General features: G+C 39.7%; 20 protein-coding genes. 9 read left to right on the top strand and 11 right to left on the bottom strand.

Going from position 1 to position 22,831, the window contains the following annotated elements; translation table 11 throughout:
- Positions 1–3 precede the first annotated feature (3 nt).
- On the bottom strand, positions 4–909 hold the full coding sequence (locus MR041_RS05875) for a NifU family protein (protein ID WP_242092671.1): 906 nt from the start codon (positions 907–909) through the stop codon (positions 4–6).
- A 168-nt stretch (positions 910–1,077) separates the two neighbouring features.
- Here MR041_RS05875 and MR041_RS05880 point away from each other — a divergent pair, with 168 nt between their 5' ends.
- Together MR041_RS05880 and MR041_RS05885 are read left to right on the top strand one after the other, a co-directional pair.
- Positions 1,078–2,079, top strand: a complete 1,002-nt coding sequence (locus MR041_RS05880) for a PorP/SprF family type IX secretion system membrane protein (RefSeq protein WP_242092672.1) — start codon at positions 1,078–1,080, stop codon at positions 2,077–2,079.
- A gap of 259 nt (positions 2,080–2,338) precedes the next feature.
- Positions 2,339–2,851, top strand: coding sequence for a gamma carbonic anhydrase family protein (locus MR041_RS05885; RefSeq protein WP_242092673.1), 513 nt, complete (start codon positions 2,339–2,341; stop codon positions 2,849–2,851).
- 1,220 nt (positions 2,852–4,071) lie between these two features.
- On the opposite strand, the gene MR041_RS05890 is transcribed toward MR041_RS05885, so the two are convergent.
- From MR041_RS05890 to MR041_RS05930, 9 genes are all read right to left on the bottom strand, one after another.
- On the bottom strand, positions 4,072–4,587 hold the full coding sequence (locus tag MR041_RS05890) for a hypothetical protein (protein WP_242092674.1): 516 nt from the start codon (positions 4,585–4,587) through the stop codon (positions 4,072–4,074).
- Positions 4,588–4,956: 369 nt separating this feature from the next.
- On the bottom strand, positions 4,957–5,736 hold the full coding sequence (gene murI / locus MR041_RS05895; protein WP_242092675.1) for a glutamate racemase: 780 nt from the start codon (positions 5,734–5,736) through the stop codon (positions 4,957–4,959).
- A gap of 1,195 nt (positions 5,737–6,931) precedes the next feature.
- The gene (locus MR041_RS05900; RefSeq protein WP_242092676.1) at positions 6,932–7,438 is read right to left on the bottom strand and encodes an OmpH/Skp family outer membrane protein; all 507 of its coding nucleotides are present in this window, start codon (positions 7,436–7,438) and stop codon (positions 6,932–6,934) included.
- A 38-nt stretch (positions 7,439–7,476) separates the two neighbouring features.
- The gene (locus tag MR041_RS05905) at positions 7,477–8,505 is read right to left on the bottom strand and encodes an OmpH/Skp family outer membrane protein (protein ID WP_242092677.1); all 1,029 of its coding nucleotides are present in this window, start codon (positions 8,503–8,505) and stop codon (positions 7,477–7,479) included.
- A gap of 349 nt (positions 8,506–8,854) precedes the next feature.
- Positions 8,855–11,512, bottom strand: a complete 2,658-nt coding sequence (gene bamA / locus MR041_RS05910; protein ID WP_242092678.1) for an outer membrane protein assembly factor BamA — start codon at positions 11,510–11,512, stop codon at positions 8,855–8,857.
- Positions 11,445–12,185 (bottom strand): isoprenyl transferase, encoded by a 741-nt coding sequence (locus tag MR041_RS05915; RefSeq protein WP_242092990.1) that lies wholly within the window; start codon positions 12,183–12,185, stop codon positions 11,445–11,447. The genes bamA and MR041_RS05915 overlap by 68 nt, the downstream gene beginning before the upstream one ends.
- Position 12,186: 1 nt before the next feature.
- The gene (gene porG, locus MR041_RS05920) at positions 12,187–12,876 is read right to left on the bottom strand and encodes a type IX secretion system protein PorG (RefSeq protein WP_242092679.1); all 690 of its coding nucleotides are present in this window, start codon (positions 12,874–12,876) and stop codon (positions 12,187–12,189) included.
- A 134-nt stretch (positions 12,877–13,010) separates the two neighbouring features.
- Entirely contained in the window at positions 13,011–13,895 is an 885-nt protein-coding gene (locus MR041_RS05925) for an NAD kinase (protein ID WP_242092680.1), read from the bottom strand.
- Between the two features lie 6 nt (positions 13,896–13,901).
- Positions 13,902–14,561 (bottom strand): CBS domain-containing protein, encoded by a 660-nt coding sequence (locus tag MR041_RS05930; RefSeq protein WP_242092681.1) that lies wholly within the window; start codon positions 14,559–14,561, stop codon positions 13,902–13,904.
- An 87-nt stretch (positions 14,562–14,648) separates the two neighbouring features.
- On the opposite strand from MR041_RS05930, the gene MR041_RS05935 reads away from it, so the two are divergent.
- From MR041_RS05935 to clpX, 6 genes are all read left to right on the top strand, one after another.
- Complete coding sequence (locus MR041_RS05935) at positions 14,649–15,365, top strand: pyridoxine 5'-phosphate synthase (protein ID WP_242092682.1); 717 nt, start codon at positions 14,649–14,651, stop codon at positions 15,363–15,365.
- A gap of 82 nt (positions 15,366–15,447) precedes the next feature.
- Positions 15,448–16,212, top strand: a complete 765-nt coding sequence (locus MR041_RS05940) for an alpha/beta fold hydrolase (RefSeq protein ID WP_242092683.1) — start codon at positions 15,448–15,450, stop codon at positions 16,210–16,212.
- Between the two features lie 154 nt (positions 16,213–16,366).
- A complete protein-coding gene (locus tag MR041_RS05945) occupies positions 16,367–16,714 on the top strand; it encodes a phage holin family protein (protein ID WP_242092684.1) in 348 nt (115 codons plus the stop codon).
- A gap of 93 nt (positions 16,715–16,807) precedes the next feature.
- Positions 16,808–18,136, top strand: a complete 1,329-nt coding sequence (gene tig / locus MR041_RS05950; RefSeq protein WP_242092685.1) for a trigger factor — start codon at positions 16,808–16,810, stop codon at positions 18,134–18,136.
- A gap of 141 nt (positions 18,137–18,277) precedes the next feature.
- Positions 18,278–18,952: an ATP-dependent Clp endopeptidase proteolytic subunit ClpP gene (clpP, locus tag MR041_RS05955; protein ID WP_242092686.1), complete on the top strand. Its 675-nt coding sequence runs from the start codon at positions 18,278–18,280 to the stop codon at positions 18,950–18,952.
- Between the two features lie 64 nt (positions 18,953–19,016).
- Positions 19,017–20,249: an ATP-dependent Clp protease ATP-binding subunit ClpX gene (gene clpX, locus MR041_RS05960; RefSeq protein WP_242092687.1), complete on the top strand. Its 1,233-nt coding sequence runs from the start codon at positions 19,017–19,019 to the stop codon at positions 20,247–20,249.
- Between the two features lie 222 nt (positions 20,250–20,471).
- Here clpX and MR041_RS05965 read toward each other — a convergent pair whose 3' ends face one another.
- Positions 20,472–21,989, bottom strand: a complete 1,518-nt coding sequence (locus MR041_RS05965; RefSeq protein WP_242092688.1) for a GH3 auxin-responsive promoter family protein — start codon at positions 21,987–21,989, stop codon at positions 20,472–20,474.
- Between the two features lie 42 nt (positions 21,990–22,031).
- On the opposite strand from MR041_RS05965, the gene MR041_RS05970 reads away from it, so the two are divergent.
- The gene (locus tag MR041_RS05970) at positions 22,032–22,826 is read left to right on the top strand and encodes a DUF2797 domain-containing protein (protein ID WP_242092689.1); all 795 of its coding nucleotides are present in this window, start codon (positions 22,032–22,034) and stop codon (positions 22,824–22,826) included.
- The last annotated feature ends 5 nt before the right edge of the window (positions 22,827–22,831 follow it).

Consider the following 22,831-nt stretch of genomic DNA (forward strand, 5'->3'; position numbering starts at 1 on the left):
GGTTTAACCATTAATGGCTTCAACGGTCTCTACCTTGCCCGGCATCATTTGCTTTAGCATGTTTTCAATACCACTTTTTAAAGTGTAGGTAGACGAAGGACATCCACTGCAAGCCCCTTGCAACAAGACACTTACATTTTTTTGCGAAGCGTCATAGGAGATGAACTGGATATTGCCACCGTCGCTCGCAACAGCAGGTTTTACGTACTCTTCGAGAATATTTACAATAGCTTTGGAGGTATCATCCAAGGCCTCGAATTTTTGTTCCGACTGCGCATGGCTATGCTGCATGGCTTCTACTGCTTGGGCCTTTATTACCTCTTTGCCATCTGCAATGAAGTTTTTAATAAACTCTCTGAGTTCCATTGTAATGTCTTGCCAGTCGGCCATATCGTATTTGGTAACCGAGACGTAATTTTCTTCAATAAAAACACTTTTAACAAATGGAAAATGGAAAAGCGCTGTCGCTAAAGGCGAATGCTGAGCCTCATCAATGGACGTAAATTCAAAAAGTGCATTTACTATTTTTTTATTGGCAACAAATTTCATCACCGAAGGATTAGGGGTACTTTCGGCATAAATGGTAACCGGGACCTTTTTACCTGGAGGCTCCGAGGAGGTTATAACAATACCGCCGTCATTTAAATAGGCCTCAATTTGTTCGGCCACCTCATCCTGTACATCCGACCATTCCACAATATTAAAGCGTTCCACCGCGATAAAATGCCCCGAGATATAGACTTTTTTAACAAAAGGCAAATAAAACAGCTGCTGGGCCAGGGGTGATGATTTGGCATCGTCAATATTTTCAAATTCAAAAGATTGATGATTGGTGATAAATTGATTGACTTCAAATTTAATGATGGCGTTATTGCTTGTTTCTCGTATTGAAACCTTGTATGTCTGCATTTTGGCTATTTTTTTGCAAAAATACTAAAAGAAAACGTAGATATCCATATATTTGAGACTTGTTGAATGACATCTGAGGATATCTGAATGGAAATGATGATATAGTTAATGTAATTTAATTACTTTATTAGCGTTTGGATTGCATACAACCTACAACAAAAAGCACGAATGAAATTAAAATATGTACTAGCACTGTTAACGGTGTTATTATTTTGTAAATATGGTTCCTCACAGGAAGGCCTGCCGGTGTACACCGATTACCTGACCGATAATTATTATTTAATACATCCTTCGATGGCGGGAGCTGCCAATTGCTCTAAAGTGCGTCTTACAGCGAGACAGCAATGGTTTGGACATGAAGACGCGCCCAAACTGTTAACCTTGAGTCTCAATGGCCGGGTTGGTGATACCCCTTCAGCTTTTGGCGGTATTCTGTATGCCGATAAGAATGGCTACCATTCGCAGACCGGGGCCTATGCCACCTATGCACACCACATCATGTTTTCTCGGAATGAGGTCGATCTTAATATGTTGTCCTTCGGCTTGAGTGTCGGATTCATTCAGTATAAATTGGATGAGACCACCTTCCCCTTTGACGGCCCCGATCCTATTATTTCAGGTACAGTAGAGAGTGAGACCAACTTTAACATCGATTTTGGCTTTTCCTATCATTTTTTAGATTTTTATGCCCATGGTACGGTAAAAAATGTCCTGAAGAATTCAGGGATTAATAACGATATAGAGATTACCAGCAACCTACGACGTTATTTACTTTCAGTTGGCGGTGTTTTCGGAAAACTGGACAGTGAATGGAGCTATGAGCCGTCGATCATGTTCCAGTACAAGGACGGTACACAGGAGGCATCCATTGATTTAAATGGCAAGGTATACAAGGAGATGGAGTTTGGTAAAATATGGGGAGGCCTGTCTTATCGCCGAAGTTTTGACGGTGCAGAATACCTTGATGGTTCGGGAGTGAGTAGTCAGAAACTGCAACTCATTTCACCCATATTAGGGGTGGACTACAATCAGTTTATGTTTGCCTATAATTACACCTACCAATCGAATTCATTGGTCTTTACAAATGGAGGCTTCCATCAGATTACCCTGGGTTATAATTTCAATTGCCGACGCGAACGATACGATTGCCATTGCCCGGCAGTGAATTAGACCTGGAAAACGCTTAACAATAGGTCCACTTCGTTTTAGTGTTAAGATTTATTTTTAATGATTTTAACCACATGCCTTAATGTGTTTTAAAAACCTAAGGGGTATCGCTTCTTAGGATTATTACGAGGTATCAATTTTTTAAATAGCTTTGTCACTTACTGTTACGCCCCTCTGTTAGTCGGGGAAGGTCTTAAAAATTTTAAAAGTTAGGAGAAACAGATTGAAGCAAGGTAAACACGATAATGTTAAATAATAAGTTATGCCAATTATAAAACCTGTCAATGGAAAGTCACCCCGGATACCTGAGGATTGTTTTATTGCGGAAAACGCCACCATAGTTGGGGATGTGGTCATGGGAAGCCAATGCAGTATTTGGTTTAATGCAGTGGTACGTGGTGACGTGCACTTCATTAAAATGGGAGAGAAGGTCAATGTCCAGGATGGAGCGGTCATCCACGCGACTTACCAGAAGTCACCGACGCGCATTGGCAACAATGTTTCCATTGGTCATAATGCCATAGTACATGGCTGTACCATACATGATAATGTCCTGGTAGGGATGGGCAGTATCATTATGGACGATTGTGTAGTAGAAAGCAACAGCATCATAGCTGCCGGAGCCGTGGTTACTCAGAACACACGAGTTGAGGCCGGAAGTATTTATGCGGGTGTACCTGCAAAGAAAATAAAGGATATAGATGAGGACCTGATTTCCGGTGAGATCCATAGAATAGCCAATAATTATATACGCTATTCGAGTTGGTTCAAATAGCCAGATGTGGGTTCTAATTGGTGTTTGATTAATGCAATTAATTGCCTTCCTCAACGGACAGGCGTTTAGAGCTCGATATCCGTCCGGGATGTTGATGCGATGGGTTCCCCTATCATTTTAGGCCCCTTAATGTTAAAAACCTGAAACCCGAATATTGAAGCTATCCATTGGCTTCCTATTACTTTAGAAACCTGCTGAGATCTTCCAAAAAGGATACTCACAAAATTGTTTTTTATTAAGCATGAAAAGCTAAAAACAATGGCATAAAATTATATTTCCCAAGCATGTTTTTGAGGCCCCATAAACACTGGTGTTTTGGAAGGTTGAAGTTGTATTTTAGCGTATCCTTTCGAGACATCCAAATGATTGATTTGGAATGGTGATGGACCTATTACAACCTCTTTTAGAGAGGCTTCAGGGGAAATGGTTGGATTGACTTAGACCAAAATTATTTAGGAGAAACTAAATGTAAATAAGCACCTTGCAATAAAAAAACCAAATACCCCCTGCCACAAAGGGCAGGAGATATTTGGAGAACAGCACTACTAACTAAAACTTTTAATTATATAACTGACGTTTTGAGGGAGAGATCTTTGCTTTTAAGGTTTTGGATGTCAAGGGCAGTTGGGCCCTGATTTGATGGTTTTGGTATGCTGTTCAGGTCAATAACCTCAGGCTTGCAGTTCGCCCTTTTCAAGATTTTCGGAGGTCGGTTACATTTAGGACTCATGTTTAACGTTGTGCTCCCCTGATTGTGGTGATGCGGCAGGGTAGGCTTCTTTGAGATATAATGTGAGGCTGCGAAAAGGATGTCGTATTCCGGTCGCGTAAAGAACAAATTCAAAACCAGAACCAGGACGGGAATTGCAGGAACATAAGGGGGTGGTTTGTGTTTCATTAGAATGGTATACGCTGGGTTTTACAAATACAAATTTTGAAAAAAAAGAGGAAGTAAAGGCTTTAAAAAACCGGTAAAAAATTCGGATTCATGAATTCGTACAGGTTTGATGATGTAATCAATGCCTAAGCTTTGTCTCTTCGGCCAAAGTTACCGTCTTTACTTCCCGTTATTTGGTGTATTTTTATGCGTTGGACCTGTTGCTATTTTCGTCTGGATCCTTTAAAAGGTGTCCTGCCAAGAAGTTTAAAAAGGGGTGTTTTAGAATGCTTTTTTGACAAAAAACGATGGTCTTGTACAGTGAGCTAACTTGAGGTAGTATTCACTTGAGCTTGATCTCGATACCGGCGAACCAGCTGAACTTTAAGGTATCTGCTTCTTTCCATTGCCAGGCCAGGTCCGTTCTATCGACGAACTGGGCACAAGAAGACAGTTTTAGTTTAGCGTTCAATTTATAGGATAGGGTCGCATCGAAACCGTAGCTTTTTGAAGAAGCTGATTTTACTATTATTTTTCCATATCCTGCGGAGAGGCTGGCCTCAAGGTGATCAATGAGTAATGAATTGAAACAATAACCCAGATTGACGGCATACCGTTTATAGGGACTTTTCAGATCCGCATACTCGAAGCTGGGCTGCAGGTAGCCGTAACCGTAACGATCCTGTTTGAGTTGCAGTTTTGCCCCGACATAGAGGTCCAGGGTGAATGGTTCATAATGGTGGTCGTTGTCACCTACGGTCGACAATCGTACATCCTGAAAGGCAAAAAATGAAACGCCTTCCTGTGGAAGGGAAATACCGGTAATGAGAGCAAAAACGATAAGCAAAAAGGGTTTCATTTATTTAGGTTTGGGACTGATCTGTTTGGGTGCTATTACAGCCAACTGATCGGTTTGGAGGGATGGGCAGGTCGATCGGTCATCTTGTGGACACAAAAACTAAACACCCCCTGCCACAAAGGGCAGGAGATATTTAGCGAACAACGCTACTAACAAAAAACTGATACTATAAAGAACATACTTTTAAAGATTCGAATTGGGGTCACTTCAAGATGTGCTGTTCGATTACGCAGGCAAATGTTGTAAAAAATTCAATACTTTGATCAGTTTAGGACAGGGGAAAAGTTCGGATTAATGAATCAGGACAATTTAAGGGGATTACAGGACGTGATAATCGGTCAAAGCGAGCAAAAAGGGCCTGTTGTGAACCTAAAAATGAAGATGCTGTACTTTGAGACCCGGCCCTAAAAGCTGTTGCATCACCTCCGGATGTCCATTAGTAAAAAACAGGGTTTTTGGTATGGTACGTTGAGTGTTGATTAATTGCTTTTGTTCCAATACAGCTTTTGTTTGTCGTGCTACCGCTTCACCGGAATCAATAATTTTAACATGATTAGGCAATAATTCCAGGAGCAAGGGTATTAAGTAGGGGTAGTGTGTACAGCCTAAAACCAAATAATCAATATTGGCTTCCAGCATGGGTTTGAGGTATAGTTTCAACAGGGATTTCATTTCATCTGAATGTAATTTTCCCTCCTCTATAAGTTCCACGATACCATCACCAATTTGCTCTACCACCTGAATATTACTTGCAAATAATGTTGCTGTTTTGGAAAACAAGGCACTGCTCAGGGTGCCTTTGGTGGCCAAAATACCTATAGCCCGATTTTGCGTCTTCAGTGCTGCGGGCTTTATAGCGGGTTCGATGCCAATAAATGGGACCTTATAGTTGTGCCTGAGATAATCTATGGCATTGGTGGTGGCGGTATTGCAGGCCACCACAATGAGTTTACAGTTTTTATTCAAAAGGAACTCCGTATTCTTTACACTTAAATCAATGATGTCCTGTTTGCTTTTAAGGCCATAAGGGGCATTGATACTATCGGCAAGATAAATGGTGTTCTCAAATGGTAATACCGCGTGAATCTCTTTCCAAATGGAGGTGCCTCCAATACCGGAGTCGAATATGCCTATAGGTTCTATACTCATATTTAAATGCTGTTATTTTAGCCTTTACCTTGACAAAAATAAAAAAGGGATTGCATCAAAAGTAACTTTTGACATAAGATGTTATATAATTCCGATTTTAACGGGCTTTATTTGCATTTCCGGTTCAATTCAGAAATTCTAGAATAGTGTTGTCGATACAATCAGAGTACTGAATTCTAATTTCTCATGTAGTTCCATTATAGATAGATTTTTAATCCTAAGTATTGTTCTTTTTCCCATTGCCGTAAAAAGAACCAAAAAGGTCTAGTCCTCATAGCTTCGGCGGTCAATTTCAATTTTAAAGTCTAAAATCCATGAACTCCTCCCTATGGTCGTCAAACAACATGGATTTTTACGCCTTTTTCAATCGATTGACACTCGCCTGCCAGCTACTATGGACTTTCTCAACTTGTTAGGGTAAGACGGAAGTTTATTCTATCCTATTCTTCCCGGGCCAAGCGTAAAGAAACAGTCTGGTAGACTGTTTTAGCGTAGGAGCCAGGTGGCGCGTCGGAAAATTGCGAGTTCCTTCTCGAATACTCATCGGGATTCATTCCCCTCTTCCTCTGAAGAGGGGAACAATTAATATTATTATATCTTGCTCCTCCCTTAAGCTTAAGGGAGGTGGATCACGCCGCAGGTGTGGGACGGAGGGTTATGAAAAAACAAACTAAACATAGAGTCAAACTCCCTGTCACGCGATATGCCAACTCGCCAGCTCGCCCCTTTGCTAAATCCATCCGCAGGATAGATCCTTAAAGCTCAGACATGTTCTTTTTTTTGCTTGTCCAAAAAAATGAACCAAAAAAAAAGGACACCAATAGTAGGAATTTCACCTGTGGTGAACCAAGCTCAAAACTTGGCGTCGCTTCGCTCCTGTATTTCCAAGCTTTTGAGCTTATATTCTTACTATTGGATTATTCCAATTAAGACTAGAATTATTTTTGTCATTGCTAGGCTCGACTGTCAGGCGGGAGCTCACCCTAACAAGCACATAACCATGTGTAATAGTACAACCTCGGTCGTCCTATTCCTCTGAAGGTTCATAGTGAAGTTTAGAGCACTCCTATTTCTCAGAGTTTAGAATAATATGGTCCCATATGACATTACCCCAATAAAAAAGCCACTATAAAGTGGCTTAATAGCGATGTATAAAGTTGTGCTGCTCAAATGCATCCTGCTAAAGCAGGCAATATTAAATACCCAATTCTTTTTTAACGTCGTCCAACAGATTTTTACCATCGGATAGAATGACGATATTTTGTGATGAATCCAAAACATAATCGAAGCCTTGGGCTCGGGCTACCTTAAGGATGGCCGACTTTGCTTTTTCGGTAATGGGTTTGAGCAAATCGATTTCCTTTTTTTGCATATCCTGTTGTGCATCTGCCTGAAACTGTTGTATGCGCTGTTGTTTTTCCTGAAGCTCTAATCCTCTTTTTTGATTTTCTTCATCTGTTTTTGTCGCTGCCTCTGCTTCATATTGTTTTACCGTGTTTTGGTACTCGGTAATAGAGGCTTGCATATCGGCTTGATATGTTTTACCTAAAGCCTCCAATTCAGATTGCGCTGCCTTCATTTCCGGCATGGCCTGAATCAATTCGGCGGTATTTATATGGGCAACCTTACTCTGGGCTTGCGCAAAGCTCACCGTTCCTAAACATAGTGCCGCTGCAAATAAAATAGTTTTGAAATGTTTCATTTTTTTAAATGTTATTGAATGTGTTATGTAATAAATTGTTAATTATTATTTAATGAATCTCTCTTTTTTTGGCGATCCTCTAAAGCCTTTTGACGTTCCGCCAAGATCCGCTTTTTGCGTTCCTCCAATTCTTTTTTACGCGCCTCTCTGTCCGCTAATTTTTTTTGTCTGTTTTCCTCAATAATCTGCTCTCTTGTTTTTGGGGCATCCGTACTGGTCGTGTCTTTAACCGTTTCTGAACTTTCCTTTTCAGAGACATTGGCAGTATTATCGCTCGTTCTCACCGTTCGGTCATCCAATTTTTCCTCCCTTGCCTGTGCACGTTCTTCCAATATTTTCTGACGTCGTTCTTCGGCAGCTTTCTTTTTAGCCTCCCGTGCCGCCAGTATTTCCTGTCTTCGTTTCTCTATGGCACTTTCACGTTCGTCTTTTTTCTGTTGTAAGGCCCTTTCCCGCTCTTCGAGTTCGTAATTTATTTCAGGCACCAATTCTTCCTCCTCTGCAGCCTTACGTTCTGCTTTCGTGGATAACTGGTTGCGTTTCGAGGCCCGGGTAATGGCTCTTAATATTTGCTCACTTAAGTCATATTGCTTGGCGGAATATAACATGACGACATCGGCTGACTTATCAAAAATAAAATCATATTTGCGTCCTGCCGCTACATCCTGAACTGCTGCAAATATCTGATCTTGTATAGGTTGCATCAATTGTTTCTTCTGAATGAACAAATCGCCATTCGGACCAAATCGTTTTTGCTGGTAATCCATGATCTCCTTTTCCTCATAAAACAAATCCTCTTCGCGTTCCTCTATCAGTTCTCTCGTAAGCAAGGCCTTTTCATTGCTCAATGCAGTGCGCTTTTGCTCCAGTTCACCCATTCTGCCATCTATTTCACTTTTCCATTTCTGCGCTTTACTTTCTAATTGGGTGGTCGCTTCCTGGTATTCCGGAACATTTTCTAAAATATATTCCGTATCAATATATCCGATGCGAACACCGCGTTGCGCGTTTATTGAAATGCACATGAGGAGCATGAATGTCAATAAAAAAAGAACTTTAGTTTTCATCTGATTAATGTCATTAATTTTCATTTTTTGAATGCAATTTGCAAAATAAACATTTTCATTGGTATTAAAAACTTTAGCTTGCCATTTCAAAATTAACGAATTTTAATCTTAAAAATTTCACACAATCGAATTTTAATAATTCGTTCTGTATAAATTAATTATAAAATCAAGATCGTGTATAAACATGCTTTGCACTCCTTCGTGTCTTTTCCTCTCAGGTAGATCGGTTAATAAGAAAATTCCATCTGTTTTTCAAATATGGAGATGGTCTATTTTCTAATCTGCCTATCATTGCTGTCCAAACCATTACGTTGATGATAGAAAATATCATGCCAAATTGATGCATTCCCTAAAATTGCTGACCAATTATAAAGTGCGTTTCCCATCCGTGCTTCGTACCTGTATCGCCCGGAATGGTATCAAAACCATGACCAAAATCGATACCAAGTAAACCAAAGGCAGGCATAAAGATCCGAACACCTAAACCGGCAGATCGTTTAATATTAAAGGGGTTGTAATCCCTAAAACTATTATAGGATGCACCACCCTCCAAAAAGGTCAACCCATAAATCTTTGCCGAAGCACCCAAGGTTATAGGGTATCGCAGCTCTAAGGAAAATTTATTGTAAATGGTTCCCCCATCCTGATCGGATAATGACTGATTGGGATAACCTCTCAGTGCAACAGCTTCCCGGCCGTCCAAACTGAATGTACCAAGGCCATCACCCCCGAGGAAGTAGCGTTCGAAAGGAATGATACCCCTGTCATTATTATAAGCTCCTAGAAAACCGAATTCAATACTGGGCCTTAAGACTAAGTTTTTGACGATTTGGGTATACCAGTCGCCTTTAAAACTTACTTTGTAGAATTCCAACCAGTCGAAGCGCTCCTGATCGATTTCACCAATTCTGGTAGAGGCTGCCGTCCTTTCTGCTGATGTACTGGTGGGATCTGAAATAATGGCCTCATTGTCATCGCGTTCACTTTTTAGTGCGGCGTAATCCACATCGTTAAATAATGAATAAGGAATGGATAATTTGGCGGTAACAGCGAAATTGGAACCACCTGTTGGGAAAATAGGATCGATGCGGGTATCGTTCCTGCTTAGTCCAACGGTATAGGATAGGTTTTTCGAACTCCCGTCTCCGAACGTAAACAGACCGGTGTTGTAGTTCTGCAGATCATAGTGTTGAAAACTTATCGCTTGTGATAATGTAAAATAGTCATCCGGAACCGACAGGCGTTTTGCTAAACCTAAGGTTAGCCCGGTAATATTGAAGCGTCTTGATTTATCGGCTCTTCGGGTTATAAAATCATATAAAAATTGTTTTGTGTGCGAAATCGATGCCGAAAACTGCACGGGGCGCTTGCCTCCTAACCAGGGTTCTGAAAAGGAAAAGCTGTAGGTTTGAAAAAAACGGCTGGCCTGCAGGCGAAGCGCTAACTTTTGACCATCTCCCATGGGTATCGGCTTGTAGGCTTTCTTATTAAAAATATCCTTTATGGCAAAATTATTAAAGGATAGCCCCAGAGTTCCTATAAAGCCACCGCCGCCATAACCTCCTTGTAATTCTATTTGACTGGATCCGGCTTCTTTAACCTGATATTCGATATCTACGGTACCTTCATTCGGATTTGGATTCTGGATATCCGGGGTGAGCTCCTGAGCGTCAAAGAATCCTAATTGCCCCAATTCCCTTATGGTTCGAACGACTTGTGCCTTACTGTAGAGTTGTCCCGGACGCGTTCGAATTTCTCTGTAAATAACATGATCGTTGGTCTTGTCATTACCGGAGACACTCACATTGTTAAAATAGGCCGGTTTACCTTCAATTATCCTTATTTCCAGATCAATGACGTTGTTTTCGGCACTCACTTCAACGGTACTAATGGTAGAAAATAAGTAACCGTTATTTTGATACAGGTTGGTGATATCGGTCGCATCCGGCTTGGAAGGATCCGCAATTCTTTTTTCCAACAGGACGCCATTGTAGGTGTCGCCTTTTTTGATTCGTAAAATCCTGTTAAGAATCTGATCGTTATATACCGTGTTACCAATAAAATCGATATCTCCAAAGGTATACTGCTCGCCTTCATTGACATTAATCTGAAGGGAAATGGTTTTATCATTATTAATGATGAGGCTGTCCGAAATAATTCGCGCATCCCGATACCCATTTTCCTTATACTTGTCTACGACATGCCCTAAATCGGCCTGATAGGCTGAATCGGTAAACTTGGAACGTTTAAGAAGACGAAGGCGATTTATTTTTTTGGTACTCTTCATGGCTTTTCTAAGTTTTTTGTCACTTAAAACCGTATTACCAGAAAATACAATGTCCTTAATTTTAACCTTTTCACCTTTGTCGATATTAACCACCATATTAACACGTGATGTTTTTAAAGAGTCCTTAACCTCGATGGTGTTAATGAAAACTTTGGTATTTAAGTAGCCTTCTTTTTTAAATTTGGTCTCAAGAAAGTTTTCTGTCGTTTTAATGAGATTTTCAGTTACTTTAACCCCTTTATTCAGTTTATTATCTTTAATGATGCCTTCTTTTTTTCCTTTTTTAACACCATTTATTTTCAGCTCATTAAGTTGCGGAAGGTCATATAACTGGATCTGTAAATAGGCTGTGTCCCCTTCAACTTTAGTTAAATACACTTCAATATCACTGAATAGATTGGAACCCCATAGCTTTTTTATGGCGTTGGCAATATCCTCTCCGGGAATTGTTATCTCCTGGCCTTTCCTTAAGCCGGAATAGGACACTATGGTCTGGTCGTTGAAAGAGGTATTTCCGGAGACCGTAATATCTCCAAGAATGTATTTTTTGCCATCTGTGTTTGCGGTGTCCTGGGCTCGTAGATTATTAAAGCAAAATAAAATAACTAATACCAATAAACAGGCTTTTGTAAACGTATATAAATGTAAACCCTTAGCTGAGTTGTTCACTTGTTTTCCCAAATCGTCGTTCTCTTTTTTGATATTCAATAATAGATTCATACAAATGTTGCTTTGTAAAATCTGGCCAAAGGGTATTCGTGAAATACAGTTCGGCATAGGCAATTTGCCATAATAAAAAATTACTTACTCTTTTCTCTCCACTGGTCCTTATGAGTAAATCTACATCTGGCAAATTTCGCGTGTAAAGATGCTCATTTATAATTGATTCATCAATTTTTTCGGGCGAAATTATATCTTTTTTAACTTTAAAGCTAATTTCTTTAACACAGTTTAGTAATTCCTCTCTGGAGCCATAACTCAAGGCTAAGGTAAGCGTCATGTGATGGTTTGATTTCGTGGCATTCATGACCTCATGGAGTTCATGATACACCTTATTTGGCAATGCTTTTAAATTGCCAATTGCCGTAAGCTTTATATTGTTGTCCTGTAAACTTTTAATTTCTTTTCTTAACGAGGAGACCAAAAGTTTCATGAGGGTTTCAACTTCCAGTCTTGGTCGTTTCCAGTTTTCGGTAGAAAAGGCATAAAGTGTCAGGTGCTTTATTCCCAATTCTGCGGAGGCCTCAACAACTTCTTTTACGGCTTTCGTCCCATTTTCATGCCCAAATGAACGGAGCATCCCCTTCTGTTTGGCCCACCTGCCATTGCCATCCATGATAATGGCAACATGCCTGGGAAGTGTTTTGCTTTTTATGCGGTTTAGGATATCCATATTAATTTGAAGGACACCAGCAAGGGTTTTGTCCAAAAGTATAAGTTAAGGTAATTCCTGAAAATACATACCAGTCGTAGTTGTTAATATTTCCAAAACGGTACTGTTGTCGGAATTGATCGTCAGGAATGCTCCCATCTAATTCATCAGAAAACGTATATCTGGCGCCGACTTCGACACTGATAACAAAACGATCTAATAGCGTGGTCTTCACCCCCAGCGCCATAGGGATCCCAAAAGCCCAGCTGGAGGTATTCTCGGCTGTTTGAACACCATTTAGAAAATAAAAATTATCATGGTACGCCACGGTTAAACCACCATATAAATAGGGTGTAGTTAATTTTTTTCCCGTATGCATATCGAAATCAAAAAAGGTAAATTCCATTCCCAGGGACAACTCAACAATGTCATTTGTGAATTCATATCCTCTTTGAATGCGCCTGGGATCATCCGAATTTGTGTCGATGCCTTCCAATTCCGTAAATAGTAAAGAGGCTCTCCAGGAATGACGCGGACTTCGGTTCCATTTGTAAATCACTCCTATCACCGGCTGGTTAGGGGCAATGTAATCTGTAGCACCGACGTCACCAATAAAATTACTACCGCCTAAAAAAAGACCCACTTCGTTTATTTGAGAGTAGCTTGAATTGATGATCAAAATACTTATTGCCAGTATGATTAAATGCCTCATAAATGTTCAAAAGTTTGCAAATATAATAAATAAGATCAGCCCATAATAATTTGAGCTCAATAGTATTCTTTAAAACTGTAATTACCTTAAAATATTGTTTCTGGTAATAGGCAAGATTGAGGCCCTAAATGGGGTTAATTCCGTTTATCCTCTCCCCAGAGCAGTTTTTTACGCAGCGTTACCAAGAAGCTTTCGTTTAACAGATCTATCATTTTAATTTTAAAATCAGCCTTTTTTATCGTTATTAAAGTGCCATTATCAAGTGTAGCTATTCTCGAATCCAGGGAAACCAAATGTTGATTTTCCCGACCGTCGACCTTTAACTGAATTTCCGTTGAATCCGGTATAATAAGGGGACGGGCACCCAGATTATGGGGCGCGATTGGTGTTAAGACCAAGCTATTGGTTCCCGGAGTTATAACAGGTCCGCCACAGCTCAACGAATATCCCGTTGAGCCTGTTGGCGTGGAAATGATTAATCCGTCACTCCAATAAGAGGTCAGGTATTCGCCGTTTAGGTAAGTTTCGACAGTAATCATGGAGGTCGTATTCTTTCTGCTAACAGCAACTTCATTCAAAGCAAAATTAAGTGCAGCTATAGATTCATGCTGCGGTAAAGTCTCAACCGAAAGTAAGCTGCGTTCAGAAATTCTGTATTTGCCATCAATGATGTTTTGAATGGCTGTTTCTATTTCATTATCCTGAATAGTGGCCAAAAACCCTAAACGACCGGTATTAATTCCAATAATTGGAATATTGCTGTTTTTTACAAAAGTGATCGCTCTCAAAATGGTACCATCGCCTCCTACACTAACTAACAAATCAAAGCTGTCATCCAAATGATCAAAGGTTTTAAACGACTCAAAGTCCTTTATAATGGTGGAATTATTTTTAATTAATTTGTAGAATTCTGTTTCAATATAGGCCTGTATGTCTTTTTTAAGCAGATAGTTAAAAAGGGTCAATACTGAGGTACTCGTTGTTTTGTTATAAAATCGACCAAAAACCGCAACCTTCATAATGCCTTACATGTTTAAATATTTGTTTAGGTAATCTGAGCGATCCTTTAGCGTTTGATTATAGTTATCGTCTTCGTGACCGGATACGACATTATAGCTATACCTTCTAAACGTTTGTAGAATATCACTAATAGAGGCATTTCCGATTTTCAGGGTCACTTGAGCCACATCGTTTTTCATTTTAGAGATAAAAGCACCCAGGAGTTTTCCCCCATTTGATTCTACAATCTGGCTAATTTCACTAAAAGAATAATCGTTGATGCCCTTTTCCACCACTACAATTCCCCCGGGATCAATAAAAAAGGGAGAGTCTCCAAACAAACTTATTACATCGTTTAATTCGTAATAACCAAGGTAATTATTGTTTTCGTCTAAGACCGGCATGATGTTACTGGAATTTCTAGCAAAAGCCTCGAGGACGTCCAGCCAAAGGGTGGTGTTTTTAACGTAAAACACTTCCAGAGCATAACTGTAATCCGTTATGTTTTTGTTACCATCAAAACAATGAACATCGGTTTCAAATAAGCAACCGATATACTCATTATTGCCATCCACAACGGGAATATGGGAATAAATAAGTTGATTGAATAACTGTTGCAGATCGCTAATTTTATCCGAATTCTTTACCGGTTTAATATCATTAATGACTAATTCCGAAAGTTTCATCTCTGACCAGGATTACAGTGTGCAAATTAATTAAAAAAATAGTATTTAACCTTTTCAAGTTTGTATTTTTGCCATTAAATATGAGATATGACCAAACTGAGTGTAAATATTAATAAAATAGCCACTTTAAGAAATTCGAGAGGGGGTAATGTGCCCGATGTGGTTCAGTTTGCCGTGAATGCTCAGCGTTTTGGAGCCCAGGGTATAACCATTCATCCGAGACCGGACGAACGGCACATTCGGTATCAGGATGCACGCGATTTAAAACCGATAGTTCACACAGAATTTAACATAGAGGGCAATCCCATAGAATCATTTATACAACTGGTATTAGAGGTCAGACCGACCCAGGTCACTCTGGTACCTGACGCAGAAGATGCCATCACCAGTAATGCCGGATGGGATACGGTAAAGCATAAGGGGTTTTTAACCGAGGTGATCAGGGAATTTCAAAGTAAGGGTATAAGAACGTCCATATTCGTTGATCCTGTATTAGCTCAAATTGAAGGAGCAAAATCTACTGGAACAGATAGAATCGAGTTGTATACAGAATCATACGCCCGACACTATGGGGTAGAAAAACAGCAGGCGGTGGCACCCTATGCGGCATGTGCTGAACTGGCGAATCAGTTAGGATTGGGTGTTAATGCGGGTCATGATCTGTCTTTGGACAACATTGCCTTTTTCAAACAAGAAGTACCCGGACTTCTTGAGGTTTCCATTGGGCATGCCTTGGTAGCGGAGAGTTTGTACTTAGGTGTTGAAAATGTGATTCAGATGTATCTTCATAAATTAAAGGATTAGTTTTGGTAGCTGAGGCACTCGAGCTACCTGATAAAAAAGTCAAAAATGTGGCCTAAAGGGCCGTAGCCACCGTTAATAAGACATGCTTTTATATTCAAATATCATAGGAGAAGGAAAACCATTTGTTATTCTGCATGGGTTTTTAGGGATGGGCGATAACTGGAAAACGCTTGGAAGACAGTTTAGTGATTCCGGATTCCAGGTCCATCTTGTCGATCAAAGAAATCATGGAAAAAGTTTTTGGAGCCGGGAATTTAACTATGAGGTACTCGCCGACGACGTGAAACACTATTGTGATGCCCATCACTTACAAGACATTATTTTGCTAGGGCATTCCATGGGTGGTAAGACGGCCATGCTATTCGCAACGCGCTATCCTCAAATGGTTTCCAAGTTATTGGTGGCCGATATTTCGCCTCGATTTTATCCGGTGCATCACGATGTGATTCTTGAGGGTTTGTCAGCTTTGGATTTTGACGACTTAAAAAGCCGCGGAGAAGCGGAACAGGTATTGGGGAACTATATATCTGATTGGGGGATTAGACAGTTTTTACTGAAAAATTTATATTGGAAAGATAAGGGTCGCTTAGCATTACGCCTTAATCTGGATGTTCTTAAGGAAGAGGTTGGTGAAATAGGAGAACCATTACCGTCATATGCCTCTTTTGAAGGTGACACCTTGTTTTTGCGAGGTGATCGATCAGAATATATTGGGGTAAACGACCAAACCATTATCCGCCGGCATTTCCCGAAAGCCGAAATTGTGACCATTGCTAATGCAGGTCATTGGCTGCATGCTGAGAATCCCGAGGATTTTTTTGAGGCAGTTATAAGATTTGTGGGATAGATTTTTGTAATTTTAGTGGCCTTCCTTGTTAAGGGATTGTTTCGTCATAGAAAGAAAAATTAAAGGAGGTCATCAATTTGTAAGCTGAGAAGGGAACAGTTTAAAAAAGGCCTTTCCGAAGGCTTCGGCTGAAAACTATTATATTTTTTATAACATGAAACTCATTATTAAACTTTTATTAAATGCCCTGGCGGTGATCGTTTTGGCCAATTTGTTAGCCGGCGTCTATGTAGATGGCTATGTGACCGCCATTATTGTGGCAGTTGTACTGTCTATATTGAACTTATTCGTTAAACCGATCTTAATTATTTTTACATTGCCCATTACCGTAATTACCCTCGGGTTGTTTTTACTCATTATAAACGCCCTTATAATTCTTCTGGCGGATAATCTGATTACTGGTTTTTCGGTGAATAACATCTGGTGGGCCATACTCTTTAGCGTGTTGTTATCCATACTGCAATCCATATTGCATTCCCTATTGAAGGAGGATAAAAAATAGCTTCTAAATCAAGTATTTAAAACTTTGTTGGGCTGCAAAAAAAGTTATACTTTTGCATGCCAATTTTAGTGATATAAAATTATAGAATACAACATGAATATTACAAGAGAAAACGTCGATGCATTGAATGCGGTAGTAAAGGTAGATATTGCCAAAGAAGACTACAGTGAGAAGGTTGAAAAAATCTTATCCGATTATCGTAAAACGGCGAATATACCCGGATTTAGAAAAGGACATGTGCCCATGGGCATGGTGAAGAAGCAATATGGTAAGGCCGTTTTGGTTGATGAGGTGAATAAGTTACTGCAAGATGCACTGAACAAATATCTTACGGAAGAAAAGCTGGATGTATTAGGTCAGCCATTACCAAAACCACAGGACAATATAGATTGGGATGCTGAGGTTTTCACGTTTGAATTTGAATTGGGATTGGCCCCGGAATTTGAAGTTAATTTAAAAAGCAAAAAAGCCATTACCCAATACAACATTATTGCCGATGATAAAATGATAGACGAGCAGGTGGAACGGATTCAAAAACAATACGGTAAACTCGTGTCCCAGGATACGGTAGAAAAGGACAGTGAGGTTACAGGAACCTTTAAGAATGAAGAGAAGGAAATTGACAATACGGTAACCTTGACCTTAGACAAGTTTAAGGGCAAGGCCACAGAGAAAAAATTTATTGGGGCTAAGATTGGCGATGTCATTCCTTTAAAAACGAAAGGCCTTTATGAGGATGAACACGAACTGATGCACGCGTTAAAATTAGGCCACGATGAGGTTCATGGTTTGGATATTGAAGTCACCTTTACCATAACGGAAATAAATAAGAGGGAATTGGCCGATTTAGACCAGGACCTTTTCGATAAGTTATTTGGTAAGGATAAGATCAAAACAGTTACTGATTTGAAGGCAAAAATAAAGGAGGATGCCGAAAAGCAATTTGTCCAGCAAGCAGACCAGAAACTGTTAAATGATGTCACAGAATACTTGATTGAGCATACGAAATTTGACCTGCCTGCTGAATTTTTAACCAAGTGGCTTCAGACTGCCGGTGAAAAGGAAATGGATTCTGAACAGGCTAAAGAAGAATATGAAAAGAGTGAGAAGAGTTTGCGTTACCAATTAATAGAGGGTAAACTCATTGAAGAAAATAACATTCAGGTGACCATGGATGACATTAAAAATCATGCTCGAGAGATGATAAAAGGGCAGATGGCGCAATTTGGTCAAATGAATCCTTCCGAGAAGGAATTGGATGATATTGCAGCTCGAGTATTGTCGAATCAGGACGAGGCACGTCGCATTTCAGAGCAATTAGTCAGTCAAAAACTTTTAGCTGTTTACAAGGAAAAGGCAAATTTAAAGGTAAAAAAATTAAGTTACGAAAACTTTGTTAAAGAAGTCTACGGCGACAAATAAATCAAATAATAATTCCTTATATTTAAGCGCTTAAACGATAATGGGTTTAAGCGCTTTTTTTATTGAGTTTAACAGATTATTCAGGAACAAAAAGGTCTTCCCATAGCAAAGGATAATAAAGATAAAATTAGATTATAAATTATGGATTATACAAAGGAATTTGAAAAATTCGCAATAAAGGACCAAGGCATTAGCAGCACCTACTATAACAAAATTATTAGTAGTATGTACCCCACTAATTTAACACCTAACATCATTGAGGAACGCCAGATGAACGCTGTTGCCATGGATGTGTTTTCGCGGTTAATGATGGACAGAATTATTTTTCTAGGTACGGCGATTAACGATCAGGTGGCAAATATCGTTCAGGCGCAATTGTTGTTTTTGGAAAGTGCAGATGCTTCAAAGGATATTCAAATATATATTAACTCGCCCGGAGGAAGTGTTTATGCCGGTTTGGGAATATACGACACCATGCAGTTTATCAAACCGGATGTGGCGACCATATGTACAGGCATGGCGGCATCAATGGGTGCGGTACTTTTATGTGCCGGAGAGAAAGGCAAACGTAGCGGATTGACGCATTCCAGAGTCATGATTCACCAACCGCTTGGGGGTGCACAAGGTCAGGCCAGCGATATAGAAATTACGGCAAGGGAGATATTGACTCTAAAGGAAGAACTCTATAAAATCATAAGTAAACACTCCGGACAAGAATACGACAAAGTCTATAACGATAGTGATCGGGACTACTGGATGAAGGCCGATAAAGCCAAGGAATATGGTATGATAGACGAGGTGCTCGTACGCAATTAAAATATAATTTGTAGTTTTATAATGCCTTAGTAATAAGGATGTAAGAGGGTTTAAAACTAATTTAATGGCAAAAGAAGAATTGGAATGTTCGTTCTGTGGTAGAAAAAAACCAGAAACGAACCTATTAATAGCCGGATTGGATGCTCACATCTGCGATCGATGTATTGAGCAGGCACATGGTATTGTTATTGAAGAGTCTAAGCAAAGCGATAGCAGTGATTTGTCTGCGGAGCTCAAGCTTAGAAAACCGCAGCAAATCAAAGAATTTCTTGACACCTACATTATCGGTCAGGAAGCTACTAAAAAAGTGATGTCTGTAGCGGTGTATAATCATTACAAACGATTATTGCAACCGGCTTCAAATGACGACATCGATATTCAAAAGAGTAATATCATCATGGTAGGTCAGACCGGAACGGGAAAGACACTCATGGCAAAAACCATAGCCAGGATGTTAAACGTGCCATTGGCTATTGTCGATGCTACAGTTCTAACGGAGGCGGGCTATGTTGGAGAAGATGTGGAGAGCATTTTAACGCGTTTATTGCAAGCTGCCGATTACAATTTGGATAAGGCGGAGAAGGGAATCGTCTTTATTGACGAAATAGATAAAATTGCCCGTAAAAGTGACAACCCTTCAATTACCCGGGATGTGTCGGGGGAAGGGGTGCAACAAGCCTTGTTAAAGCTTCTGGAAGGCACCGTGGTTAATGTGCCGCCAAAAGGAGGAAGAAAACATCCGGATCAAAAGTTTATTGAAGTCAATACCGAAAACATCCTTTTTGTTGCAGGAGGTGCGTTCGATGGTATGGAGCGCATCATTTCTAAGCGATTAAATATGCAGGCTGTGGGGTATAGTGCATCAATTTCAGACGATGTGGTAGACGAAAATAACTTGTTACAATATATCATTCCAAAAGACCTTAAAGACTTTGGCTTGATCCCTGAAATTATAGGGCGATTACCTGTCTTAACCTATATGGATCCTTTGGATGCTCAAACATTAAGAGCCATATTGACAGAACCAAAAAATGCCATTATCAAGCAATATAAAAAATTGTTTGCCATGGATGATATAGAATTTAGTATTACGGAAGGGGCTTTAAACTTTATAGTCGATAAAGCTATTGAATATAAATTAGGTGCTCGAGGGTTGCGTTCCCTATGTGAGGAAATATTAACCGATGCCATGTTTGAGTTGCCAAGCAGCGAAGAGAAAAAATTGAATGTTAATAAGCTCTATGCCGAAGAAAAGTTAACCAAGACCACATTGAAGAAACTCAAGGCGGTTTCCTGAAACGCACAGAGATTAAGATAAAAAAAAACCACGCCATGAGCGTGGTTTTCTTATTGATGGTTAATTAATTCGTGTGCATTATGAGGAATTATCTGAGATAATTTAAAGGAAAATTAACAACATTAAAAGAGAAGGGCAAAAATTCGTTTTACTTTTAGATATATCGATGATAATAGTCGTTAAAAAAAATCAAGGTGCTCATTTAACCGATTAAAGACCTGCTCACCTCACGTTGAGTTCGAGAAGGGCTTCAAGATAATGTCTTGTATTCGATAAGCGAGGTATTTTATGCTGCCCCCCCAATTTGTTGTTCTGTTTTAACCAGTCATAAAACAAATGACGCCGTGCTACATTAATGGTTGGCTTATTGAGCGTAATGTTGTTATAACGCTTAGCCTCATAATCTGAATTTAAGGCCTTGAGGGCGTTGTCAAATAATTCGGTAAAATAGTTGAGATCCTTTGGATGCGTTTTAAATTCAATCAGCCATTCATGAGCCCCTTTTTCCTTACCTTCCATAAAAATTGGAGCCGCTGTAAAATCCACAATTTCGGCCTTGGTTCGCTTGCACACTCTTTTTAAAGCTTCTTCAGCATTCTCAATAATCAGTTCCTCACCGAAAACATTAATATGATGTTTCGTTCTTCCCGATATTTTTATGCGATAGGGACTTAAGCATGTAAAGCGAACAGTATCTCCCAGTTTATAACGCCAAAGCCCGGCATTGGTCGTAATAATTATCGCATAATTTACGTCCAGTTCTACCTCGCTAAGCGGTATGGCCTTTTCGTTCGGGGTATCGTATAAATCCATTGGAATGAACTCATAGAAGATCCCATAGTCCAACATTAGTAACAGTTCATTGGAGTTATTTTGGTCTTGTATCGCGAAGAAGCCTTCTGAGGCATTGTATATTTCGTAGTATTTAAACGTTCGTTCCGGAATGATGTTCTTATACTGATTCGTATAGGGCGTAAAACTCACACCACCGTGAAAATAAACTTCTAAGTTTGGCCAAACTTCTACCAAATTGGTTTTACCCGTTGTTTCTAATACATGGTGCAGGAGCACAAGCATCCAGGATGGCACCCCTGCAAGACTGGTCACATTTTCATTGATGGTTTCATCAACAATTGCTTGCATTTTATGTTCCCAGTCACTCATTAATGAGACTTTATTGCTTGGTGTACTGCTGAATTCGGCCCAAAACGGCATATTGTCGATCAAGATTGCAGATAGGTCACCAAAAACAGTTCCATTTTCCTTATACAGTTCTTTACTGCCACCTAAGCGCAAACTTTTTCCGGTAAAGAGTTGTGAATCCTCATTATTATTTAAATACATGCACAACAAATCCTTACTGGCCGCATAATGGCAGTCTTCAAGTGACTCTGGGCTTACCGGTATGAATTTGCTTCTGGCCCGTGTTGTCCCACTGGATTTGGCAAACCACTTGATTGGTGTCGGCCAGAAGATATTGTTTTCGCCAAGACGGGCACGTTCTATGATGTCCTGCCATCCATCATAATTTTTTATTGGAACGCGTTCCGCAAAGGTGCTGTAATTCTTTATCGAACTGAAATCATAACGTTTCCCCAGTTCGGTATGCTTTGCAAAATCCAAGAGACTAAATAGTAATTCATTTTGAACTTCGTTGGGGTATTTTAAAAACAGTTCGATTTGATGAAACCGTTTTTTTAAGAACCAAGAAGCAATCGAATTGACTAATGGTATTGGCATATTTATTTTATCTTTAGGAATTCTAAAATAATACTTTTTTTCATGTTCTACCAAGGTGTTTTAACAAAAATGGAAACTGAGTTTAGCAGTCCGATACAATATTATTTGGTATTTGAAAATGACTTTATCATCATGAATCAGTTATTGGAAAAATCAATAACCATTGAATTTGTTAAGTATCAATGTTTAAATTGTGGGATGGACAAACCCATTTATAGACAGGGATTTGACAGACAATGTTTTTTCGAGGTTCCGCAGGCGGCTGACTGGGTTATGAGACCGGAACTAAGTATGGCACATTTAGGTAAGGAAGAGCGTGATTTGGAATATGAGAAGCAAGTACAATTACAACCCCATGTCGTTTATTTGGCAAATTCGAGCAATGTAAAAGTCGGTGTAACACGAAAGAGTCAAATACCAACGCGGTGGATAGACCAGGGTGCTCATGAGGCCATTGAGATTGTAGAGGTTCCCAATCGGTATTTGGCGGGTATTACCGAGGTTGCCCTAAAGGCACATATTAGCGACAAAACAAATTGGCGCAGCATGCTGAAAAACGATCTTAAAGATGAAGATCTGGTGGCGTGGCGTGAACAATTGAAATCCTATCTGCCAGATGAAGTCCGAGATTATTTTATTGAAAGGAATTCTGAAACCCATCTGGAATTTCCCGTGATTCAGTACCCTGAAAAACCTAAAAGTTTAAATATCGTGAAACAGCAAAGTTATACCGGTAAGCTGGTTGGCCTTAAGGGACAATACCTTATTTTTGAGGATGAAACCGTCTTTAATATTAGAGCCAATGAGGGACTGGTGGTTAAAATCTCAGTGCTTTAATAGGT

The organism is Aestuariivivens sediminicola (genome assembly GCF_022662015.1).
Lineage (GTDB): Bacteria > Bacteroidota > Bacteroidia > Flavobacteriales > Flavobacteriaceae > Aestuariivivens > Aestuariivivens sediminicola.

Excerpts from the sequence above, each read along its gene's own strand:
- MR041_RS05945 (WP_242092684.1), top strand. The coding sequence starts at position 16,367 with ATGAAACTCATTATTAAACTTTTATTAAATGCCCTGGCGGTGATCGTT.
- MR041_RS05970 (WP_242092689.1), top strand. The coding sequence starts at position 22,032 with ATGTTCTACCAAGGTGTTTTAACAAAAATGGAAACTGAGTTTAGCAGT.
- MR041_RS05915 (WP_242092990.1), bottom strand. The coding sequence starts at position 12,185 with ATGGATATCCTAAACCGCATAAAAAGCAAAACACTTCCCAGGCATGTT.
- MR041_RS05935 (WP_242092682.1), top strand. The coding sequence starts at position 14,649 with ATGACCAAACTGAGTGTAAATATTAATAAAATAGCCACTTTAAGAAAT.
- MR041_RS05925 (WP_242092680.1), bottom strand. The coding sequence starts at position 13,895 with ATGAAGGTTGCGGTTTTTGGTCGATTTTATAACAAAACAACGAGTACC.
- MR041_RS05900 (WP_242092676.1), bottom strand. The coding sequence starts at position 7,438 with ATGAAACATTTCAAAACTATTTTATTTGCAGCGGCACTATGTTTAGGA.
- MR041_RS05930 (WP_242092681.1), bottom strand. The coding sequence starts at position 14,561 with ATGAAACTTTCGGAATTAGTCATTAATGATATTAAACCGGTAAAGAAT.
- tig (WP_242092685.1), top strand. The coding sequence starts at position 16,808 with ATGAATATTACAAGAGAAAACGTCGATGCATTGAATGCGGTAGTAAAG.
- porG (WP_242092679.1), bottom strand. The coding sequence starts at position 12,876 with ATGAGGCATTTAATCATACTGGCAATAAGTATTTTGATCATCAATTCA.
- MR041_RS05905 (WP_242092677.1), bottom strand. The coding sequence starts at position 8,505 with ATGAAAACTAAAGTTCTTTTTTTATTGACATTCATGCTCCTCATGTGC.
- MR041_RS05875 (WP_242092671.1), bottom strand. The coding sequence starts at position 909 with ATGCAGACATACAAGGTTTCAATACGAGAAACAAGCAATAACGCCATC.
- murI (WP_242092675.1), bottom strand. The coding sequence starts at position 5,736 with ATGAGTATAGAACCTATAGGCATATTCGACTCCGGTATTGGAGGCACC.
- MR041_RS05890 (WP_242092674.1), bottom strand. The coding sequence starts at position 4,587 with ATGAAACCCTTTTTGCTTATCGTTTTTGCTCTCATTACCGGTATTTCC.
- bamA (WP_242092678.1), bottom strand. The coding sequence starts at position 11,512 with ATGAATCTATTATTGAATATCAAAAAAGAGAACGACGATTTGGGAAAA.
- MR041_RS05965 (WP_242092688.1), bottom strand. The coding sequence starts at position 21,989 with ATGCCAATACCATTAGTCAATTCGATTGCTTCTTGGTTCTTAAAAAAA.
- clpP (WP_242092686.1), top strand. The coding sequence starts at position 18,278 with ATGGATTATACAAAGGAATTTGAAAAATTCGCAATAAAGGACCAAGGC.
- clpX (WP_242092687.1), top strand. The coding sequence starts at position 19,017 with ATGGCAAAAGAAGAATTGGAATGTTCGTTCTGTGGTAGAAAAAAACCA.
- MR041_RS05880 (WP_242092672.1), top strand. The coding sequence starts at position 1,078 with ATGAAATTAAAATATGTACTAGCACTGTTAACGGTGTTATTATTTTGT.
- MR041_RS05940 (WP_242092683.1), top strand. The coding sequence starts at position 15,448 with ATGCTTTTATATTCAAATATCATAGGAGAAGGAAAACCATTTGTTATT.
- MR041_RS05885 (WP_242092673.1), top strand. The coding sequence starts at position 2,339 with ATGCCAATTATAAAACCTGTCAATGGAAAGTCACCCCGGATACCTGAG.